The organism is Alkalimonas mucilaginosa (genome assembly GCF_036327005.1).
Taxonomy (GTDB): domain Bacteria; phylum Pseudomonadota; class Gammaproteobacteria; order Enterobacterales; family Alteromonadaceae; genus Alkalimonas; species Alkalimonas mucilaginosa.
On record NZ_JAUGZK010000003.1, the window covers coordinates 227,423 to 248,238 of the forward strand.

Sequence of the window (20,816 nt, forward strand, 5' to 3'; positions counted from 1 at the left end):
GGGGAAGCCTGCCAATGTTAGCCGTTAGGGTAAATGCTGGCGTATTTCTTCCAGACAGCTTGGATCTTCAATGGTAGAAGGCACCTGAGGCGTTTTACCATCGGCAATTTCACGCAACACCTTACGCAGAATTTTGCCAGAGCGGGTTTTTGGCAACTTCTGTACAATTTTGGCTTGCTTAAAACAGGCCACAGCACCGATGTCTTCGCGCACCATGGTGACCAATTCCTGCTCCAATTGCTCAGGCGAAATCGTGCTGCCATTTTTTACCATCACCAGACCAAAAGGCAACTGGCCTTTGAGTGCATCGGCAATGCCTATCACACAGCACTCAGCAACCGCCGGATGCCGGGCAATAATCTCTTCCATCTCACCGGTCGATAAACGATGGCCAGCTACATTGATCACGTCGTCAGTGCGCCCCATGATAAACACATAACCATCGTCATCAATAAAACCACCATCACCACTGCTGTAGTACCCCGGAAAACTGCTGAGATAACCAGCTTCGAACCGGGCTTCATTCCTCCAAATGGTTTGCAGACAGCCGGGTGGCAATGGCAATTTAATGGCAATATTGCCTTGTTGATTGGCAGGCAGCCGCTGGCCAGCATCATCCAGCACTTCAATGCAAAAACCAGGCACCGGCACCGAAGAAGAGCCGGGCTTGACCGGCAAAGCCTCAATGCCCATCAAATTGGCACAAATTGGCCATCCTGTTTCGGTTTGCCACCAATGATCAATGACTGGCTTGCCCGTTTTGGCTACAGTCCAATCATAGGTTGCAGGATCAAGCCGCTCCCCGGCCATGAAAATGCATTGCAAGCTACTTATATCGTAGTGTTGCAGCCATTGCGCTTCCGGATCATCTTTGCGAATAGCGCGAAAAGCGGTTGGCGCTGCAAACAGGACTTTGACCTGATACTGTTGACACAATCGCCAGAAAGAGCCTGCATCGGGTGTCATTACCGGCTTACCTTCATACAGCACCGTAGTGCAGCCAGCAAACAATGGGCCATACACAATGTAGGAGTGCCCTACCACCCAACCCACATCGGATGCGGCAAAAAATACATCGCCGGCCCGCACATTGTAAATAGCACCCATGCTGTAATGCAGTGCCACCGCATAACCGCCATGATCGCGCACCACCCCTTTGGGCTTTCCAGTCGTACCAGAAGTATACAAAATATACAGGGGATCATCGCTTGCGACCGGGACCGCAGCCGCCGGTTCGGCAGTGGCTAAAGCCTGCTGCCAATCATGATCCCTCCCTGGTTGCAATGCCGCAGCTAACTGTGCCCGCTGAACAATTAACGTAGCAACGGGTTGATGCGATGCCTGCGCCAAAGCTTTATCAAGCAGTGGTTTGTAGGCAATGACTTTATTAACTTCAATGCCACAGCTGGCACTGATAATTACCTTAGGAGTGGCATCATCAATTCGGACCGCCAGCTCATGCGCAGCAAAGCCTCCAAAAACCACCGAGTGAATAGCTCCAAGTCGCGCCACAGCCAGCATAGCGATCACGGCCTCTGGGATCATCGGCATATAAATCACCACCCGATCGCCCTTAGCCACCCCAAGCTGCCGTAAAGCTCCGGCACATTGCTGCACCTGTTGCAGTAGTAGCTGGTAGCTGAAGTTTTGTCTGGTATTGGTGACCGGAGAATCATAAATCAGTGCTAGCTGGTTTCCCCGTCCGGCAGCTACATGATGATCCAGTGCCAGATAGCTGCAATTGAGCTTGCCATCGGCAAACCAACGGTAACGATGGTCGGATAAAGGCTCTAAAGCCCGGCTCGGTAGCTGATACCAGGGCAGTTGCTGCGCCTGCTGTAACCAGAAAGATTCCGGGTCGGCCATAGCCGCCTGATAGTGTGCCTGATAACTGGTCATAGCCCTGCTCCTTTCATACGATTTGCCCTTACATAGGGTAAGGAAATAGATCACTACTGTACTGCAGAAAGGCTTTGTTGAAACTTAGACTATGGGCGAAGAAGTTTGTCTTTTAACCGCATCCGCACCAAGACTGGTGCATGATCACTGCTGTAGGCATCCTGGCTGTAATCTGGCCGCCTCAGGTGTTGATCCAGGGTCTGATACCCCATTACATCGGCACGACAGGCTGGATGATGGCTATCGAACTCATCCGACAGCAGAATGTAATCGAGCACCTGCCCCTCTGCGCCATAGTAATGGGTTGCAGGTCGTTGTGCTGTAGTTGCAAGCAGTTGATTTGCCAGCAAGTAAGCATCATGCAATCTGGCTGGGTTAAAGCTGTGCTGATTCAATGCTTGGCTGTTGGCCTGCTTTTGCCACAGCAGACCTGCTTGCAGTAAAATCGCCAAAGGTGATTGCTCACTCAGCGTATCATTCAAATCTCCCAGCACTACCAGTGGCTGTTGGTGTTGTTGCCGACGTAGACAGAGCGCATGCGCTAACAACTGCGCTTCCGTGCCTCGTTGTACCGTCGAGGCCCAATAGCCGAACGCATCCTGCAGGGGTGAGGCATGACCCGAAGGGGTTAACAGGCTGCTATCTAACTGAGATCGCTTCGATTTTAAATGCACCACACAACAATCCAAGGCACCAAAATCCGGTACTTGTACGGTAGCACGTAGAGGATGACGGCTAAATTGCATACCACTTAAACCAGCTGCATTTAGTAAGGCAGTATCCGGCATCAAGGCAGCATACGAACTAATTTTAAAACGTGACGCCAGTGCAACCACGGGTTTATGATAAATGTAATCTGCAACCAGCTCTGGCTGCTGCACCACTACAAAATATGGGTAGCCTAAAGCTTGCACTTGTTGTTTCAGCGCTTCACAGCTAAAAACCTCCTGAAAGCCAATAATGTCAGGTTGTTGTTGTTCGATAATACGCTGTAACCATTGTTGTTTTTGCTGCCACTGTGCTTTGCTGTAAATAGCATCATACTCATAGCAGGCCAGTGGCGGCTCGATGTAATTAAGCAAATTAATGCTGGCAATACTAAAGGTAAAAAGCGACTGCATGAATCACTGTTATCCTGTTCGTTGAATGCACCGGGATCCGGGACAAGGCATTTGCACCACTGTGACAGACTGGGTACCATGCTTAAAGACACTATAACTATAAAGGAAATATTTTCATGGTAAAACGACTTGCACTCAGTGTTGCTCTGGTAGTCAGCAGCCCGCTTTATGCCCAAACTGTGTCGGTTCCGGCTCAGGATCAGTTTTTTGACCACATTGCAGCTTACTGCGGTCAGGCCTTTGAAGGTCGGGTCACTGAAGCCAACTTCACCGGTGTTGAAACCTTCACCGAGAATCGACTGGTGATGCATGTACGTCACTGCAGTGCTGACCGGCTGGAAATTCCGTTTCACGTTGGAGATAACCATTCTCGCACCTGGATCCTGACCAAAACTGGCTCTGGTATCCAATTAAAACATGATCACCGAACCAAAGAAGGGCTGCCGGATAACGCCACCATGTATGGTGGTCATACGATCAATGCGGGTTGGCCACATGCACAGTCATTCCCGGCAGATGACTTCTCCAAACAAGACTTTTTGCGACGCCGAATCCCTCAATCGGTTGGCAATACCTGGCATATGTACATTTATCCGGGTGAGTTTTTTGCTTACCGTTTAACCCGTGAAGGCCGTGAACTTCGGGTAGACTTCGATTTAACCAAGCCAGTTGCCCTGCCACCTACGCCCTGGGGCTATGAAGGTACCGAGTAACAGCAATAACTTCAGGTTAATGCTAATACACAGATAAGCCCAATTGCTCTGCCAGCCGGGTTACCATAAACATGGCCCGGCAGGAGTTGCCAAAGCTGTTCAGCCTGGGGCTCCAGGCCGCTATAACCCCGTAATTGGGCACGATGGCGGCAATACCACCACCTACCCCACTTTTCGCCGGCAAGCCTACGGTAAAAGCAAACTCACCGGACTGATCGTACATGCCACTGGTAGATAAAATGGCATTGACCCGGTGTGCATCACGCCGGCTGCATATTAACTGCTCTGTGACAGGCTGTACGCCGCGATTGGCTAGAAATACCAGACTGCTGGCCAGTTGCTCACAACTCATTTCCACTGCACATTGATAAAAGTAATGATCCAACACCTGCGGCACTTCCGCTTCGATGTTGCCAAAGCTTTTCATCAAGTAGGCCAGAGCCGCATTGCGATTACCGTGTTCTTTTTCCGACTGATAAACCTCACTGTCAGCCCATATTTGTTCAGTTCCTGCCAGTTTACGAATAAAGTTTAACAAGGCTGCCTTGCTGGCCGAATAGTGACTAACCAGCATATCGGCCACCACAATAGCACCGGCATTAATAAAGGGATTGCGTGGTATGCCATGCTCCCACTCCAATTGCACAATGGAATTAAAAGGCTGGCCGGACGGCTCCATATGCACGCGCTGCCAAACCTCTTCTTCCAGCCGGTTCATGGCCAATACCAGGCCAAAAATTTTCGAGACGCTTTGAATGGAAAAGTTCTGACTGGAATCACCAGCTGTGTGTAGCTGGCCATCTAAGGTCGCTACTGCGATGCCGGTTTGTTCAGGGGCTACAGCAGCCAGAGCCGGAATGTAATCAGCAACCTTGCCTTGCTCAGGCAATTGCCTGGCCTGTTCAACCAGGCTTTGCAGCAGTAATGACAAGTTGGATGGTTGTTTTGGTGTGCCTTCCATGTACTTCCTGGTGTTATAAGGCCTGTGCGCTTTGGATAGCGAACAGGCCTGGCATTAAGATGGGAGCTTATTGCTGAGCAGCAATCCATCGCTCAACGCGACGCTCCAGTAAATCCAGTGGCAAAGCACCGCCACCAAGAATGGTGTCGTGGAAGCCACGAATATCGAACCGATCACCCAGTGCTAGCTCTGCCTGCTGGCGTAACTGCTGAATACGGATCATACCAATTTTATAAGAGGTGGCTTGCCCGGGCATCACCAGGTAACGCCGAACTTCCGAGCGCACAGCCTCCAATGGAATGGGTGTATACTGTTGGAAGTAGCCAATCGCATCTTCCTCTGTCCACCCTTTCGCATGAAGACCGGTATCCACCACCAAACGGACAGCACGCCACATTTCCGTTACCAGCCGGCCAAAGTCGGAATACGGGTCCTGGTAGGCTCCCATTTCCTTAGCCAGCAGCTCGGAATAAAGTGCCCAGCCTTCTACATAAACCGTAAAGCTGGCTTGGGTACGGAAACGAGGAATGTTCTCCAACTCCTGTGCAATGGAAATTTGCATATGATGCCCAGGGTTGCCTTCATGGTAAGCAATAGCTTCCATTTCATTTTTTGGCATGGCACGCATATCCGACAAGTGCGCGTAATAGATCCCAGGCCGAGACCCATCGGGAGTGCCAGGGAAATAATGCTGTGCCGCACCGGCTTGCTCACGGAAAGGTTCTACCCGCTTTACCACCAAATCGGCTTTGGGCAGGATGCCAAAATAATCCGGCAAGCGCTCATTAATAAAGGCCAGAAAGGCTTCTGAGTCGGTAATATAAGCTTGACGTCCTTCATCAGTATCTGGATAAAAAAACTGGTCATCGGTACGGATAAACTCAAAAAACTGATGCAGATCACCATCAAAACCAACTTGCTGCCTTATGGCTTCCATCTCTTTTGTCAGACGCTCCACCTCCTGCAAACCCAGTTGATGGATTTGCTCTGCAGTCATCTCAGTGGTGGTAGAAACCTGCAGCATATGGTTGTAATAAGCCTTGCCATTCGGATGGGTGGAAACGCCTGTTGGATTCACTGCAGCCAAAGCCACCTCTTGCTGCAACCAATCGAGCAACTGCTGATAAGCCGGTTGAAAATAGCCAGTAAGTGCCGCCCTTGCCTGCTGTTGCAGCGCTTTTGCTTCCTCATCATTTACCACTTGTTGTTGCTGCAACTGGCTGATTTTTTGTTGGGCATTTTCCCATAGCGGAGCGACCTGCTCCGACTCCAGGGTGAAAGGCTGGCCACGCAATAAGTTTTCAACCTGCTCGATCACGCCCTCATAGGCAAAACGTGGTGGCCGGATTCCTTGTTCAGTAAATTGCTCAGCTTGCTCCAGTAACTGCACCAGAGCATGACTAATGCCCTGCAGACGTTGGATATAGGCAAGCATATCTTCTTTGCTTTCCACCTGATGAAAATTCATCATAATTTGAGGAAGCAAGCTATGCATGCCCTGCATTTGATTGAATACATAGTTGTGATGCCGAAAATCTGCGGCCGCTTTCATCTGCTGGTATTGATACAACCACAAATCGTAAGAATCCTGAGCCTCTTCTGTCAGGTTCTGGTAATCAAACTGGCTTTGCAATGCTTCTACCGTCGCAGCTTTCCATGCCAGTTGGGCATCCTGAGCCGCCAGGCTCATATCATCCACTTCGAATTGACGATCTTTGCGGCCAAGAAAGGTCAGCATCAGCGGGCTTTGTTGCAGCTGTTGTTCGTACTTTTCATCAAACCAGCGGGTCAATCGCTCACTTTCTTGTTGCTGAAACTCTGCGCTGATGGGTTGAGGTAAACTGCTTGCATGGTCCTGTGCAGGCTGACAGCCTGCCAACAGCAATGACAGTGAAACAGCAAGAACGGAATAACGCACCATAGTGGCTCCTGTATCGGATTCGTTGCTCTGCATCTACCGCAGTGGCCCGCTTACAACTTAATACAACATGCCAGCTTTAGGGTTTAATACAGAAAGAAGGTAAAGCGCTTCACTATTACAGAAATCCAGGGCGGCACGCAAGTCTGGCTCAATAATTCCCAGGACCTCCAGCACAAAGGGATCGAGTAAATTCGCTTGCTTGTAGAGATCCGCATGAATATTGGCCAATGCCAGGCGGGTTGATATATTCAACAACAGAACCGCAGGTTGCCTCAGATGCTTATCTGGCTGATGCTGCAAGGCTATAGGTTCAATGATAGAGGGTGGCAATTGCCATAATCGCAATAATGCGGCACTTAACTCGGCATAGGTAAAGCCCAACAGCCGGCGTTGGCATTGCCAGGGCTTCTCAGTTGCAGAGTACTGCTCACAGGCCTTGGCCAGTTCAGGATCCAACTGGCACAATGCCAGCTCGCCAATATTGTGCAGCAGGCCAGATACATACAGCTGTTCACTTTGCCTTGGCACCACTTTATTGCCTAACGCCCTCGCTATTAAAGCACTGTGCACACTTTGCGCCCAAAATCTGTCCATATCAATGGCATTGGTGGTGACCTGTTCGCAGACACTGATCACCGCCGAGCTGACCACCAGGTTGTAAACTGTTTCGGCTCCCAATACCACCAGAGCTTTCCCAATGGTGTCAATTTTTTTGGGTAAACTGTATATCGCGCTGTTAGCTAATTTCAGCACTTTGCTGGCTAGTGAAGGATCCAGTTGGATAACTTCTGCCACTTCATCCATATCTGCCCGCTCGGACTCCAGCAATTGCTTGACCCGCAAATAAGCATCAGGAAAGACAAAAACTTCGGTTACGTTCTCGGCATACTGTAGAGCGTTCATCAAACGATGTCTCAAGTTGGTTTGTCTGCTTGCTATTAGTATAGCCGGCAAGCACATAATTGGAATATTGACTGAAAGAATAACAGATTAGCTGGGATAGGCGATACGTTTTACTGCAAAAGTAACGGGCAGCAGTTGGCTGCTGCCCGTTGGCCTTTTAATCGTAGATATGGAATAAATCAGCGTTTAGCCACAAATGTACAACGATGCTGGCGATGTAGCCTAGCAAAATAACCGGCGCCCACTTCAGATGCCCAAAGAAAGTATAATACCCCCTGGCCTGCCCCATCAGAGCCACTCCAGCCGCAGAACCAATGGACAACAAGCTGCCCCCAACGCCTGCAGTCAGGGTAATCAACAACCAGTGGCCATGCGACATCTCCGGCTGCATCGCCAGTACAGCAAACATCACGGGAATATTATCGATAACAGCAGAAATCATCCCCAACAGAATATTGGCAGAGGTGGCATTCCAGCCTTCGTACAGCAGGTCGGACATTAAACCGAGGTAACCAAGAAAACCCAATCCGCCTACGCACATAACGATGCCATAGAAGAATAACAAGGTGTCCCACTCGGCCCTGGAAACCCGGCTAAACACATCAAAGGGCACCACACCACCCAAGCGCTTTAACTTTTCCTGATCCCCTTCCCGCTCAGCCATCGCTTTTTTACGTGCCAGTGAACCTGGCAGAGTCATCCGCAGGAAATAACCAAAAAACTGCAAATAGCCAAGCCCCATCATCATACCCAGCACCGGCGGCAGATGCAGCAAGCTGTGACACAGTACAGCCGTTGCTACAGTTAGCAAGAACAAAGTTAGAATTCGCAGCGCACCACGTTTTAGCTCCACCTCTTCATAGACAGCGCTGGGCTGTTTCTTTTCAACGAAATAGCTCATCACCGCTGCTGGTACCAGGTAATTGACCAGAGCAGGCAGGAACAACACCAGGAACTCATCAATACGAACCAAGCCAGCTTGCCATACCATCAGTGTAGTAATATCACCAAAGGGGCTAAAAGCACCGCCTGCGTTGGCAGCAATAACGATATTTACGCAACAAATATTAATAAACCGCTTGTCACCTTCGGCAACTTTCATCACCACGGCACACATCAGTAAGGCCGTAGTCAGGTTATCGGCAATAGGCGAAATAAAGAACGACAAAAAGCCAGTGATCCAAAATAAATTCTGGTAACTAAAGCCCTTACGAATCATCCAGGAGCGCAGCGCATCAAATAGGCGTCGCTCTTCCAGCGCATTGATGTAAGTCATAGCAACCAGCAGGAACAGCATCAATTCAGCGAACTCGAGCAGGTTATGACGAAATGCCGCCTCCGTCACATCGGGAATATCCTGACTGATGTAGACCCAGCCAATCAAAATCCAAATAAGGCCCGCCGCGACCAATACGGGCTTGGATTTACGCATATGGAGTTTCTCTTCGCCCATTACCAGAATATAGGCAACAACAAAGATTGCGATACAGACAAAACCAACGAGAGAGCTTGTTAAATCAAGTGGAGCAGCGGATGCAGCAAAAACCGGAGTGCTGAACAGCAGACACAGCAAACCAGCCAACCACGACACGCAACGGAGACTTTGCATGGCCAGACCTATCTAGTTACATTCGGATTAAAGGGAAGCTTTTACCTATTGCAGGCGGCGGCATTGTAGCATAGCAGATAAAGAAAAATCAGGACAAAATGCCAGAAAATAGCGTTAAATTGCGAGGTTGCGACTAAAGTAGCAGAAATAAAACATCTGTATGCACTAAGGGCTAGTTCTTAGTGGTTAAGTATGCAAAAAATTGTCGGTAGTTAAGGTGTGATGATCAGCATTTTCGGCTTAAACAGCCGCAGCTCAGTGAACTGGCCGGCTTAAGCCGGCACAGTTACCAGGTCTCAGTGGGTCTTCACCTGCGCCAAAGCCTCCTGACACAAGGTTGTGACTCTTTGCCAGTCTCCTGCGGCAATGGCATCGGCCGGCAACACCCAGGAGCCACCCACACACACCACATTCGGCAGTGCCAGATACTCAAGGAAGTTTTTCTCATTGATACCGCCGGTTGGGCAGAAACGAACTTCTGAGAAAGGACCATGGATGGATTTCAATGTTTTAACGCCACCAGCAGCTTCTGCGGGGAAAAACTTGAAGTGGGTATACCCAAGTGCCAGCCCTTCCATCAATTCAGAAATGCTGGCAATGCCAGGGATCAGTGGGATCACAGAGTCCTTACCTGCCTGCAATAGCTCACGGGTCATGCCCGGACTGATGGCAAAACGGGCACCAGCGGCAATGACCTGCTGCAATTGCTCCGACGAAGTGACGGTGCCGGCACCAACAATCGCATCCGGTACTTCCTGACTTAGCAAGCGGATCGCATCCATTGCCACAGGGGTTCGCAGCGTCACTTCAAGAACGCGCAAGCCGCCAGCAACCAGTGCTTTCGCCATAGGCACGGCTTCAGCCAAATCATTTATGACGATAACGGGTACCACAGGGCCTTGAGCAAACAAGGTTGCAGGATCTAATTGCCAATTTTCAAATGCCATAGTGCTTACTCGCCCTGAGTTTGTTGTAAGATGGTTTGCTTCAGATACAAAGCAGCGCCAATAAGGCCGGGTTGCTCTGCTGTGATTACATAAGTTGGAATGGCCTGATTAAAGGCTGTAAAACGCCCTTTTTGCTCGAAGCGGGCACGAAACTCACTCTGCGGGAGCAGCGGTAATAGTTTCGGCACTATGCCACCGCCAATAAAAACGCCTCCCGTGGTGCTTAATGTCAATGCCAGATCACCGGCGATACTGCCAAGGCTGGCAAAAAACTGCGCTATGGTGGCTGAGGCCAGCGCATTGTCAGCGGCCAATGCCTGCTGTGAAATAGCAGCTGCACTGAGTGGTTCAACCTGCTGTTGGCGATACGCTGCCAGTGCCAGGTACAAGTCTTCCAACCCAGGGCCTGATAACAAGCGCTCTGGGGAAACATGGCCATATTTAGCGCTTAGCTGCTGGTAAATTGCCCACTCCTGCTGATTGGTGGGAGCCCAATCGACATGGCCACCTTCTCCGGGCAGTGGCAGATAACCTTTTTCGCCAACAGGCAACAAATGGCCAACACCCAGACCAGTGCCTGCGCCCAGCACTGCCATCGGCTGCCCGGCAACAGCGGTACCTGCGCCTACCTGCACACAAGCCGCAGCTTGCACCGCAGGCAAGCTCATCGCCACCGCGGTAAAATCATTCATCACCAGCAAAGTGGAAAGCTCCAGTTGCTGCTGCATCGCGCTGATGGAAAATTGCCAGTGAAAGTTGGTCATTTGCACCATATCACCTTGCACCGGGCAGGCGATGGCAATAGCAACATCGCTTAAAGCATGCAACTGCTGATCTGTACGGTAATGCTGCAGTGCATCCGCCAGACTGGCAAAATCGGCGCAACGATACTGCTGGACTTTATCCAATGTCAAAGCCGATAAATCCACCCGGCTGAAGCGGGCGTTGGTGCCGCCGATGTCTGCCACAATGGCGTAACGCACATCAGTCATTGCTACCTCCAGCGGCTACCAGATGATCTTCGGTCGAGAACAAGGCGCAAGCCCCCTCTTCTGCCCCGGTTAACTGAGCACGTAGCCCGCCAAAAATTTCCCGGCCCATGCCTGCGTAGCTATCGGATAAATCGATGGTTTCTGCCTGACGCTTGGCCAGCTCGTCCGCATCAACCAGCAGTTCCAGTACACCTTGATCAGCATCTACCCGCACCAGATCACCGTTTTGCACTTTGGCCAGTAAGCCGCCTTCTACCGCTTCCGGTGTCACATGAATGGCTGCCGGAACCTTACCGGAAGCGCCCGACATACGACCATCTGTCACCAGAGCGACTTTGTAGCCTCGGTCTTGCAACACGCCAAGAGGAGGTGTCAGTTTATGCAACTCCGGCATTCCAATGGCTTTTGGTCCCTGAAAACGAACCACCACAATGCAGTCTTTATTTAAATCTCCGGCTTTAAAAGAAGCGTCCAACTCGTGCTGACTGGAAAAAACTACTGCAGGAGCTGTAATCGCAGCAGTACCGTCACGCAAAGCGGAGGTTTTCATGACAGCACGTCCCAGATTGCCAGACAGCACCTCAAGCCCGCCATGGTTTTTAAAGGGAGCTGCGGCAGAAGTTAAGACACTTGGGTCAAGCGATTCGGTCGGGCCATCTACCCATACCAGCTTGCCATCTTGCAATACCGGCACCTGGGTGTAACGGCGCAAGCCAAAACCAGCCACGGTGTGCACATCTTCGTGCAGCAGGCCTTCATCCAGTAAAGTGCGGATCAGGTAAGCCATACCTCCGGCTTGTTGAAAATGATTGATGTCTGCCTGGCCATTGGGGTAAATACGGGTTACCAGTGGAGTCACACTGGATAGTTCGGCAAAATCATCCCAGTTGATCAGAAAGCCAGCCGAACGGGCGACCGCAATCAGATGCATAGTATGATTGGTAGAGCCGCCGGTAGCCAACAAGCCGACCAGACCGTTGACGATGGATTTCACATCCACCATGCTGCCGATGGGCAGGTACTCAGTGCCTAAGTCGGTCAAACGAGTCACTTGCCGGGTAGCGGCTTTGGTCAGCTCATCACGCAGCTCGGTTCCTGGATTTACAAATGAAGAACCTGGCAAGTGCAGCCCCATCATTTCTACCACCAACTGATTGGAGTTGGCTGTGCCATAAAAGGTACAGGTACCTGCTGAGTGATACGACGCTGATTCGGCCTCCAGCAATTGCTCTTTGCTTGCTTTACCTTCGGCATACAACTGGCGTACGCGCGCTTTTTCTTTATTGGGAATACCGGATGGCATCGGCCCTGCGGGTACAAATACAAAGGGTAAATGGCCAAAACTAAAAGCTGCCATCAACAGTCCGGGCACTATTTTGTCGCAAATGCCAAGCATCAGACCACCATCAAACATATTGTGCGATAGACCAACCGCTGCGGCCATCGCAATAATGTCGCGGCTCATCAAGCTGAGCTCCATCCCAGGCTGCCCCTGAGTGACACCATCACACATCGCTGGCACACCACCGGCAAACTGAGCAACACTGCCTACCTCTTGGGCTGCGGCTTTGATCAACGCCGGATAATGCTCATAGGGTTGATGTGCTGACAGCATATCGTTGTACGACGAAATAATGCCTATATTGGCTTTGGTCAGACTACGCAGATCGGATTTATCCTGCTTGCCACAAGCAGCAAAACCATGTGCCAGGTTACCACAGGATAAGGTACCGCGATGGGGTCCTTTTAGGCGTGCCTTTTCAATCCTGGCCAGATAAACCGCCCGGCTGCGCTCACTTCTGGCGGCAATACGATCGGTGACTTGTTGAATGACAGGGTGCATAAATAGCCTCTACTCGGTAGCAAACATCACCTGGATATCAACACAGGGATGGTGTAAGAAAGCGCGGATTGGCATCTGCAGCACATCATCACCGGCTACGGCTTGGTTCAATACCGGCAGTTTACCGGCACCAACCAGATGCAAAAACAAGTGCTGCGTGTTCAGCAAACGCTGTTTGGACAACGAGATCCGCTGGTAAGGTGCTGTGGTCGGATGAACGGCCACTGCATCCTGCGTCGTGCTCAGCCCCAAAGACAATTCCTGGCTGCAGGGAAACAGTGAGGCGGTATGGCCATCCTCCCCCATGCCAAGAATAACGGCATCAAACTTTGGTAACGATGACAGCCGCTGGTTAATCACAGCAGCTCCCTGCTCAGCGCGTTCATCTGTAGTCACCAGACTTACAAAGTGAGCCGCGCTGGCTTTGTCTTGCAGCAGTACCGACTTCACCAGACGCTCATTGCTGTCCTGAGCATCCGGAGCCAACCAACGGTCATCCGCCAGGGTGATGGTAACTTGCTGCCAGGGCAAGTCAGTCCCGGCCAAGTGTGCAAACAATGCCTGCGGTGTACGGCCACCGGACACCGCCAGGTAGGCATGGCCTCGCTCGGCAATGGCATCTTTAACTATGCGAATTAACCACCTGGCAAAGGTGCTGTTTAGCGCGCTACTGTTTTCAAAACGATGAAATTGCATCCTGACTCCTATTCGTCCCAATTGCGGTCATCACGTGCCAGCAATGAAATGGCAGATACCGGCCCCCAACTGCCGGCCTGATAACTTTTAGGGGTTTCGCCTGTTGCTTGCCAGGCTGCCAAAATACCATCCACCCAACGCCAGGCATGCTCCACTTCATCGCGACGTACAAAGAGGTATTGATTGCCAAGCATGGCTTCAAGCAGTAAGCGCTCGTAGGCATCGGCAATGCGCTTGGAACTGAACGTTTCATCAAAGCTCAAATCCAGCTTGGTTTGTTTCAGCTGCATGTGCTCACCCAAACCTGGAATTTTGTTCATGACCTGAACTTCCACACCCTCATCAGGTTGCAGACGAATGATCAGCTTATTGGCTGGCAACTGCTTGTAAGTTTCATGAAAAATATTGTGTGGTTGCGGTTTAAAACTGATCACCACTTCGCTGCGCTTTTCCGGCATACGTTTACCGGTCCGCAGGTAGAAAGGAACTCCGGCCCAACGCCAGTTATCGATATCCACTTTAATCGCAACAAAAGTTTCTGTGCTGCTATTGCTACGCGAGCCCTCTTCATCCAGGTAGCCCGGCACAGCGCCGCCGGCAACATAACCACCTGCGTATTGACCACGTACCGTCTTTTCATGCACATTGCTGGTATCAATAGGACGCAAAGCCTTCAATACTTTAAGCTTTTCATCCCGGATGCTGTCGGCATCCAGGCGTGCTGGTGGCTCCATCGCGATCAGCGTCAGTACCTGCAATAAATGGTTTTGCACCATGTCACGCATCTGACCGGCGTCGTCGTAGTAACTCCAACGCCCTTCTACTCCAACTTCTTCAGCTACAGTAATTTGCACATGATCGATGGCATTATGATCCCAGTTCGAAGCGAAAATTGCGTTCGCAAAACGCAGGGCCAACAAATTAAGCACCGTTTCTTTACCAAGGTAGTGATCGATGCGGTAGATTTGGCATTCGTTAAAATATTGAGCCACTTGCTCATTGATAAGCCGGGATGATTCTAAATCGTGACCAATGGGCTTCTCCAGCACAACCCGGGCAGGTTCGGCTGCAAGGCCGGCGGCGTGCAAGCCAGCACAAATCGCGGAAAACAACGCCGGTGGGGTAGCAAAATAGCTGACCGGAATGCGCTGGCTACTATCTACTACAGCACTGAGTTTCTTGTAATCCGCAGTCGCGCTTAAATCCAGTTGCACATAATGCAAACGCTCTTTAAAACGTTGCCAGACTTCTTCGTCAATCGGCTCTTTCTTAATAAAGGTTTCCAGGTTTTTCCGAACCAGTTGCTGATAAGCCTCTAACTCCAGCTCATCTCTGGCCACCCCTATTACCCTGCTGTCATCCTGCATTAAACCGGCTTTTTCCAGTTGATACAGAGCCGGCAATAACTTACGACGCGCCAGATCTCCTTTGGTGCCAAATAAAATAAGATCACAGGCTTTTGCTGCAGATGACATAGTTTAGTCCCGTCCTAAAGATGTAATTTTACAACAACCATCGCATACTAGCGCAGCATTCCGGCGTTGTAAACCCGACTTATTGTAATTAAATTACATTTATGCTTAAGTATCCTATTATACGCTCAGCTGCAGTGAGTTACAGCGTGCTACAGGCTCTAACTGTGGTAAAATAAATACTTTTCTGTAACCGGGTTTGGATGTATAACAACAAGATTACATCGGATCTCTGTATCATCCGGTTGCATAACCAGGAAGCTTGGAATGAATGTACTCGAAAAAATAGTCAACAGCGTGGCAAACTTCAGCAAGTCTGAACGTAAAGTGGCTGAAGTGATCCTGGCTAACCCACAAACCACCATCCATAGCAGTATAGCTGCCCTGGCGAAAATGGCTGATGTCAGTGAGCCAACGGTTAACCGCTTCTGCCGTCGCCTGGATACCAAAGGCTTTCCGGATTTTAAGCTGCATCTGGCGCAAAGCCTGGCCAATGGCACTCCCTATGTGAACCGTCATGTAGAAGAAGAAGATGGTCCTGAAGCCTATACTGCAAAAATTTTTGAATCCACCATGGCAGCGCTGGACTCTGCCCGCCACAATGTAGATATCAATACCATTAACCGCGCGGTGGATGTACTTACGCAGGCGAAGAAAATTTCATTTTTTGGTTTGGGCGCATCAGCCTCTGTGGCGCATGATGCTCAGAACAAGTTTTTCCGCTTTAATGTACCGGTCGTTTGCTTTGACGATATCGTGATGCAACGTATGTCGGCTATTAACAGCGCAGAAGGCGATGTAGTGGTATGCATCAGCCATACCGGCCGTACTAAAAACCTGTGTGATATCGCAGCCATTGCACGCGAAAACGATGCTACTGTAATTGGCATTACGGCCTATGACAGCCCATTGGCCCGCGAGTGTACACTGGTGTTGTCGTTGGATGTGCCGGAAGACACCGATATGTACATGCCCATGGCTTCCCGGGTTGCTCAACTGGTACTGATCGATATTCTGGCTACAGGTTTTACCTTACGCCGCGGCTCCAAGTTCCGTGAAAACCTGAAAAAAGTAAAAGATAGCTTACGCGGCTCCCGCTTCGAAAAGAAAGACTTTCCTGCCTGAATCAGCACAACGACCGCCTGACTTGCTGTACGGTCGTTGTTATTTAATTTCTCCATAACGCTGTATTCTGTAATAAAATTACATTACACTGTTTGTTATTCGTCCATAGCTGCATTCAGGAGCATTTGATGCCAAGAAGAACTAAAATTGTCGCGACCCTAGGCCCTGCCACCAATACCGAAACCGCAATAGAGCAACTGATTAAAAAAGGGGCCACGGTATTTCGCTTCAACTTCTCTCATGGCAGTGCCGATGACCATCGCCAGCGCGCTGCCATGGTTCGTGCTGCCGCCAATAAAACCGGGACTCATGTCGCCATTCTTGGTGATTTGCAGGGACCAAAAATTCGTGTCTCGACCTTTGCTGAAGGCTCAGTGCAGCTAAAACCTGAGCAGGCATTCCTGCTGGATGCCAGCTTACCGAAAGGCGCCGGCACTACTGAACAGGTAGGGATTGATTACAAAGAATTGCCACAAGATGTACAGCCTGGCGATATTCTGCTGCTGGATGATGGTCGCATCCAATTGCAAGTTACTTCGGTCGATGGCAGCAAGGTACACACCAAGGTCACCGTGGCCGGTAAGCTCAGTAACAACAAAGGCATTAATCGCCAGGGCGGCGGCTTATCAGCCCCTGCCCTGACCGAAAAAGACAAAGAAGACATCAAGCTGGCAGCTGAAATTGATGTAGATTATCTGGCAGTTTCTTTTCCGCGCTGCGGTGACGACCTGCGTCTGGCACGCGAGCTGGCTTTGGCTGCAGGCTCTGAAGCCCGTATCATGGCAAAAATTGAACGGGCTGAAGCCGTGGCAGATAACACTACCCTGGATGACATTATTCTGGCTTCCGATGCCGTTATGGTGGCCCGAGGGGATTTGGGGGTAGAAATAGGCGATGCTGAGTTGGTTGGCCAGCAAAAGCGTATTATCGCCCGCAGTCGCCAGCTGAATCGGATTGTGATCACAGCAACTCAAATGATGGAGTCGATGATCGAAAGCCCAATGCCAACCCGGGCGGAGGTGATGGACGTGGCAAATGCGGTACTGGATGGTACCGATGCCGTGATGCTGTCTGCTGAAACCGCAGCTGGTGCTTACCCGACAGAAACAGTGGATGCGATGGCACGGGTTTGTCTTGGAGCCGAAAAGCACCCCAGCATTAAAGTATCCAAGCACCGGATGGAGGAAACCTTCAGTGATGTCAGTGAGACAATAGCCTTGTCCGCGATGTATGCAGCGAACCATCTGCCTGGCATTAAAGCCATCATCGCGCTGACTGAATCTGGCTATACCGCAAAGCTGATGTCACGAATCACCTCCACCCAGCCCATTTATGCCCTGTCACGCCATCAAAAAACACTGAACAAACTGGCGCTGTACCGCGGTGTGTATCCAGCATTTTTTGATACCAGGGCTATTCCGGCACAGGAACTGGCTCACAGTGCAATTCAATGCATTGCCAGCCAGGCTGGTTTAAAAAGTGGCGATCTGGTGATGCTGACCCATGGTGATCAAATGGAAACTATCGGAGCCTCTAATACCTGTAAAATCGTGCAGGTTAAATAACGGCTACCAGTACCAGCCTGTTTTAACGCCGTAGTTGCTGACTACGGCGTTTTTCTTGGAATTTAGCGTGATACTGCCCCCACAACGGTGATAATGCGGTTGTCATGGAACCTACCACCACCAAACAAGCTCCCAGCATGGCCCAGCCATTTAAAGGTTCTGGTGTCAGCCATTCTGGCTGCCATTGATGCAAACCTTTGGCAACCAGTATGGTGATCAAAGGCGTAATAGCCAACACAGCACTGACTTTTGAAGCCTCCCAATGATGCAAAGCCTCCGCAAAAGCTCCATACGCTACCACGGTATTTAAGCAACAAAACAGCAAAAATGCCCAATGCCACCCCGTCAGTTGCAACAAAGGCTGCAGATCCGACAAAGGCATAAATACTACAGCTCCGGCACAATAAATAAGCACCATAATTTGCTTTGAACTGTAATGCACCAACAATTGCTTTTGTGCCAGAGCATAAGCTGCCCAGGTGACAGCCGCTCCAATGATCAGCAATAAACCAAAGCTTTCTTCGCTCAATTGAGTCAGTAGCACCAACAAGCGTGTATTAAAAAACAGCAGCAACCCAACCACCAACACCAGAGCACCAATTTTTTGCCAAAACAACAAGCGCTCTTTAAAAATCCAGACCCCTCCTAACATCATCAGAAAAGGGGCCAACTGGATTAACAGTTGAGCTGTTTCTGCGGTCAGGTAATTTAAACCTGACATATACAACAGATAATTGGCCAACAGGCCCAGCACAGCAATCAACAACAATACAATGCCTTGCCGGCTTAACAAACTGAACCGGGGCCATTGCCGCTGCCACCACAATAAGACACCAACCATAACAGCAGCTACGAAAAAACGAATACCAGTCAAGGTACTGGCGGTCAGAAAATCAAGCAGCACCTTCAGTACTATCGGTAAAACCCCCCAGAGCACCGCCGTGGTAAAAGCAAGGCTGAAACCTAAAATTGCGCGACCGGAAACCTGATGCATGGAAGGACTACCTGTAAGGGCAAAACAACAACCACTATTTTCGCTTATTCAAAGACAAAAGTCCTGCAGTTTCCGCCAGCCAGCACTTTATTGCGTTATGTAGCGTTATGCGGCAGATCAAAGTGTTGCAATGAAGTTTTGCTATACTGCTGCTCTGTAGATAGCAATGGAGCAATCAGATGGCAACGATACGGCGCATAGGTGTTTTAACTTCAGGTGGCGATGCGCCAGGCATGAATGCCTGCATTCGTTCGGTGGTGTTAACGGCTGCAGCTCACCAAATTGAGGTGATTGGCTTTTCTCATGGTTACAACGGCTTAATAGAAGGCGACTATACCAAGCTGCTGCCTTATCATGTGCAGCATATTATTCAGCTGGGCGGCACCATTTTAAAAAGCGCCCGTTGCCCTGCTTTACAGACTGAAGAAGGCGCAAAAGCTGCCGCCGCCACACTGCGTCAACTGCAGCTTGATGCGTTGCTGGTGATTGGAGGTGATGGCAGTTTTAAAGGTGCCCTGGCCATCGCTCAGCATTACAAGGGGCAAATTCTTGGCTTGCCGGGTACCATTGACAATGATGTGGATGGCACCGATGCCACCATAGGCTATGCCACCGCCATTGATACGGCGCTGGATGCCATTGATAAAATTCGGGATACTGCCGATGCGTTCGAACGTATCTTTCTGGTAGAGCTGATGGGACGCCACAGCGGGTTTATTGCACTGTCTGCCGGTATCGCATCCGGCGCAGAGCAAATTATCTGTCCGGAGTTCGGTACTCTGGAACCAGGCCAGCTCGATACAGTGATTCGGCCCATTCAGAATGCCCAGGTACTGAAAGGCAAAAGCAGTTACATCATTGTGATGGCCGAGCATTGCTACCCTGGTGGCAGCACCACGCTGGCAGCGGACATTACCGATGCGATCGGCATCGAATGTCGTGCTTGTGTGTTGGGGCATATTCAACGCGGGGGATCACCCGTTGGAGCGGATCGCATCCTTGCCACTAAATTAGGTGCCTACGCAGTGGAGCAGTTACTTGGCGGTGCCCACCTGATGATGGCTGGTGAAGTGAATCATCAGGCTGGTCTGTACCCGCTGCAGGCCAGCGGCGAGCGGAAAAAACGCATTGATCCTTATCTGCTTCGCTGGCAGCAACAAGTCGCCAATGACTGACTCAGTTCGGTTGCCGTCCTGCTAAGGGACGGCAAGCTACCTACTGAGGTGATGGTTTATGCTCCTTTAAAGACCTGTTTGACCCTGTCTTTGTAGCTACGGCTGACTTTCACCGTCTGATCATTGCTTAACATCAACTGATGCTCGCCATTGGGTAACATCTGCAGCTTTACGATGGTATTTACATTGACAATGGCAGAACGATGCACCCGGACAAACAAGCGCGGATCCAGTTCTTGCTCCAGCTCCTTCATGGTTTTACGCAGAATATGGGTTTGGCCATCACGGGTATGGATACACATGTAATCACCGGCTGCATCCACCCAATCAATATCAATCACCATTACCCGGGTAATTTCGCCACTGTCTTTGATACTAATGGCATCCGGATAGCGTGAGTCAACCACTGGCTCTTCGTTACTCAGCCGCTCCAAAATAGTGTCGGCTGCATCACCGGTTAAGCGGGATACCACCTGCGCCAGTTGCGATTTGTGCTTCTGATCATCCCGGCTGTCAAACACCTTGATGGCTTTATCCACAGCCAGCTTTAACCGCTCTGCCTCAACTGGCTTTAGTACATAATCAATAGCATTGACATCAAAGGCCGCCAACGCATAGTGATCGTAAGCGGTGACAAAAATAATGTAAGGCATTGGCAATTGTTGATTTTGCAAATGTTCAATTACAGCAAAGCCATTAATACCTGGCATTTCTACATCCAGAAACACCAAATCGGGCTGATGCGCAGCAATGGCATCAATCGCTTCTTTACCATTGGCACATTCAGCGACTACCGTCAGCTCCTTAAATTCTCCCAGCCGGTACAACATCCCTTTGCGGGCTAATGGCTCATCATCGACTACTACTACCTTCAGCATGC

General features: G+C 50.3%; 17 protein-coding genes. 4 read left to right on the forward strand and 13 right to left on the reverse strand.

What is annotated here, in order from left to right; translation table 11 throughout:
* Positions 1 to 24: 24 nt before the first annotated feature.
* Positions 25 to 1,899 carry an acetate--CoA ligase gene (locus QWF21_RS05465; protein WP_330087040.1) on the reverse strand — a complete coding sequence of 625 codons (1,875 nt, stop codon included), beginning with the start codon at positions 1,897 to 1,899 and terminating at the stop codon, positions 25 to 27.
* Between the two features lie 89 nt (positions 1,900 to 1,988).
* The gene (locus QWF21_RS05470; RefSeq protein WP_330087041.1) at positions 1,989 to 3,020 is read right to left on the reverse strand and encodes an endonuclease/exonuclease/phosphatase family protein; all 1,032 of its coding nucleotides are present in this window, start codon (positions 3,018 to 3,020) and stop codon (positions 1,989 to 1,991) included.
* Positions 3,021 to 3,136: 116 nt separating this feature from the next.
* Here QWF21_RS05470 and QWF21_RS05475 point away from each other — a divergent pair, with 116 nt between their 5' ends.
* Positions 3,137 to 3,733, forward strand: a complete 597-nt coding sequence (locus tag QWF21_RS05475) for a hypothetical protein (protein WP_330087042.1) — start codon at positions 3,137 to 3,139, stop codon at positions 3,731 to 3,733.
* Between the two features lie 22 nt (positions 3,734 to 3,755).
* Here QWF21_RS05475 and glsB read toward each other — a convergent pair whose 3' ends face one another.
* The 9 genes from glsB to zwf all read right to left on the reverse strand — a co-directional run bounded on the left by glsB (position 3,756) and on the right by zwf (position 15,080).
* A complete protein-coding gene (glsB, locus tag QWF21_RS05480) occupies positions 3,756 to 4,694 on the reverse strand; it encodes a glutaminase B (RefSeq protein WP_330087043.1) in 939 nt (312 codons plus the stop codon).
* A gap of 67 nt (positions 4,695 to 4,761) precedes the next feature.
* Positions 4,762 to 6,615, reverse strand: a complete 1,854-nt coding sequence (locus QWF21_RS05485; RefSeq protein ID WP_407935261.1) for a DUF885 domain-containing protein — start codon at positions 6,613 to 6,615, stop codon at positions 4,762 to 4,764.
* Between the two features lie 57 nt (positions 6,616 to 6,672).
* Positions 6,673 to 7,518 (reverse strand): HDOD domain-containing protein, encoded by an 846-nt coding sequence (locus QWF21_RS05490; RefSeq protein ID WP_330087044.1) that lies wholly within the window; start codon positions 7,516 to 7,518, stop codon positions 6,673 to 6,675.
* A 157-nt stretch (positions 7,519 to 7,675) separates the two neighbouring features.
* The gene (gene nhaD / locus QWF21_RS05495; protein WP_330087045.1) at positions 7,676 to 9,127 is read right to left on the reverse strand and encodes a sodium:proton antiporter NhaD; all 1,452 of its coding nucleotides are present in this window, start codon (positions 9,125 to 9,127) and stop codon (positions 7,676 to 7,678) included.
* Between the two features lie 296 nt (positions 9,128 to 9,423).
* Positions 9,424 to 10,074 (reverse strand): bifunctional 4-hydroxy-2-oxoglutarate aldolase/2-dehydro-3-deoxy-phosphogluconate aldolase, encoded by a 651-nt coding sequence (locus QWF21_RS05500; protein ID WP_330087046.1) that lies wholly within the window; start codon positions 10,072 to 10,074, stop codon positions 9,424 to 9,426.
* A gap of 5 nt (positions 10,075 to 10,079) precedes the next feature.
* Positions 10,080 to 11,066: a glucokinase gene (locus QWF21_RS05505; protein ID WP_330087047.1), complete on the reverse strand. Its 987-nt coding sequence runs from the start codon at positions 11,064 to 11,066 to the stop codon at positions 10,080 to 10,082.
* Positions 11,059 to 12,909 carry a phosphogluconate dehydratase gene (edd, locus tag QWF21_RS05510; protein WP_330087048.1) on the reverse strand — a complete coding sequence of 617 codons (1,851 nt, stop codon included), beginning with the start codon at positions 12,907 to 12,909 and terminating at the stop codon, positions 11,059 to 11,061. Before edd ends, QWF21_RS05505 begins: the two co-directional genes overlap by 8 nt.
* Before the next feature lie 9 nt (positions 12,910 to 12,918).
* A complete protein-coding gene (gene pgl, locus QWF21_RS05515; RefSeq protein ID WP_330087049.1) occupies positions 12,919 to 13,605 on the reverse strand; it encodes a 6-phosphogluconolactonase in 687 nt (228 codons plus the stop codon).
* A gap of 8 nt (positions 13,606 to 13,613) precedes the next feature.
* Positions 13,614 to 15,080, reverse strand: a complete 1,467-nt coding sequence (gene zwf / locus QWF21_RS05520; RefSeq protein WP_330087050.1) for a glucose-6-phosphate dehydrogenase — start codon at positions 15,078 to 15,080, stop codon at positions 13,614 to 13,616.
* A gap of 264 nt (positions 15,081 to 15,344) precedes the next feature.
* Between zwf and QWF21_RS05525 the strand changes: the two genes are divergently transcribed.
* Positions 15,345 to 16,202 (forward strand): MurR/RpiR family transcriptional regulator, encoded by an 858-nt coding sequence (locus QWF21_RS05525; protein ID WP_091339722.1) that lies wholly within the window; start codon positions 15,345 to 15,347, stop codon positions 16,200 to 16,202.
* A 128-nt stretch (positions 16,203 to 16,330) separates the two neighbouring features.
* Positions 16,331 to 17,767, forward strand: coding sequence for a pyruvate kinase (gene pyk, locus QWF21_RS05530; protein ID WP_330087051.1), 1,437 nt, complete (start codon positions 16,331 to 16,333; stop codon positions 17,765 to 17,767).
* 22 nt (positions 17,768 to 17,789) lie between these two features.
* On the opposite strand, the gene QWF21_RS05535 is transcribed toward pyk, so the two are convergent.
* Positions 17,790 to 18,761, reverse strand: coding sequence for a DMT family transporter (locus tag QWF21_RS05535; RefSeq protein WP_330087052.1), 972 nt, complete (start codon positions 18,759 to 18,761; stop codon positions 17,790 to 17,792).
* A 179-nt stretch (positions 18,762 to 18,940) separates the two neighbouring features.
* Between QWF21_RS05535 and QWF21_RS05540 the strand changes: the two genes are divergently transcribed.
* On the forward strand, positions 18,941 to 19,936 hold the full coding sequence (locus QWF21_RS05540; RefSeq protein ID WP_330087053.1) for an ATP-dependent 6-phosphofructokinase: 996 nt from the start codon (positions 18,941 to 18,943) through the stop codon (positions 19,934 to 19,936).
* A 56-nt stretch (positions 19,937 to 19,992) separates the two neighbouring features.
* Here the strand turns inward: QWF21_RS05540 and QWF21_RS05545 are convergent, their stop codons facing one another.
* Entirely contained in the window at positions 19,993 to 20,814 is an 822-nt protein-coding gene (locus tag QWF21_RS05545; protein ID WP_330087054.1) for a LytR/AlgR family response regulator transcription factor, read from the reverse strand.
* Between the last annotated feature and the right edge of the window lie 2 nt (positions 20,815 to 20,816).

Excerpts from the sequence above, each read along its gene's own strand:
- QWF21_RS05475 (WP_330087042.1), top strand. The coding sequence starts at position 3,137 with ATGGTAAAACGACTTGCACTCAGTGTTGCTCTGGTAGTCAGCAGCCCG.
- QWF21_RS05505 (WP_330087047.1), bottom strand. The coding sequence starts at position 11,066 with ATGACTGATGTGCGTTACGCCATTGTGGCAGACATCGGCGGCACCAAC.
- edd (WP_330087048.1), bottom strand. The coding sequence starts at position 12,909 with ATGCACCCTGTCATTCAACAAGTCACCGATCGTATTGCCGCCAGAAGT.
- QWF21_RS05525 (WP_091339722.1), top strand. The coding sequence starts at position 15,345 with ATGAATGTACTCGAAAAAATAGTCAACAGCGTGGCAAACTTCAGCAAG.
- QWF21_RS05540 (WP_330087053.1), top strand. The coding sequence starts at position 18,941 with ATGGCAACGATACGGCGCATAGGTGTTTTAACTTCAGGTGGCGATGCG.
- QWF21_RS05490 (WP_330087044.1), bottom strand. The coding sequence starts at position 7,518 with ATGAACGCTCTACAGTATGCCGAGAACGTAACCGAAGTTTTTGTCTTT.
- nhaD (WP_330087045.1), bottom strand. The coding sequence starts at position 9,127 with ATGCAAAGTCTCCGTTGCGTGTCGTGGTTGGCTGGTTTGCTGTGTCTG.
- QWF21_RS05545 (WP_330087054.1), bottom strand. The coding sequence starts at position 20,814 with ATGCTGAAGGTAGTAGTAGTCGATGATGAGCCATTAGCCCGCAAAGGG.
- QWF21_RS05465 (WP_330087040.1), bottom strand. The coding sequence starts at position 1,899 with ATGACCAGTTATCAGGCACACTATCAGGCGGCTATGGCCGACCCGGAA.
- pgl (WP_330087049.1), bottom strand. The coding sequence starts at position 13,605 with ATGCAATTTCATCGTTTTGAAAACAGTAGCGCGCTAAACAGCACCTTT.
- zwf (WP_330087050.1), bottom strand. The coding sequence starts at position 15,080 with ATGTCATCTGCAGCAAAAGCCTGTGATCTTATTTTATTTGGCACCAAA.
- pyk (WP_330087051.1), top strand. The coding sequence starts at position 16,331 with ATGCCAAGAAGAACTAAAATTGTCGCGACCCTAGGCCCTGCCACCAAT.
- QWF21_RS05500 (WP_330087046.1), bottom strand. The coding sequence starts at position 10,074 with ATGGCATTTGAAAATTGGCAATTAGATCCTGCAACCTTGTTTGCTCAA.
- glsB (WP_330087043.1), bottom strand. The coding sequence starts at position 4,694 with ATGGAAGGCACACCAAAACAACCATCCAACTTGTCATTACTGCTGCAA.
- QWF21_RS05470 (WP_330087041.1), bottom strand. The coding sequence starts at position 3,020 with ATGCAGTCGCTTTTTACCTTTAGTATTGCCAGCATTAATTTGCTTAAT.
- QWF21_RS05535 (WP_330087052.1), bottom strand. The coding sequence starts at position 18,761 with ATGCATCAGGTTTCCGGTCGCGCAATTTTAGGTTTCAGCCTTGCTTTT.
- QWF21_RS05485 (WP_407935261.1), bottom strand. The coding sequence starts at position 6,615 with ATGGTGCGTTATTCCGTTCTTGCTGTTTCACTGTCATTGCTGTTGGCA.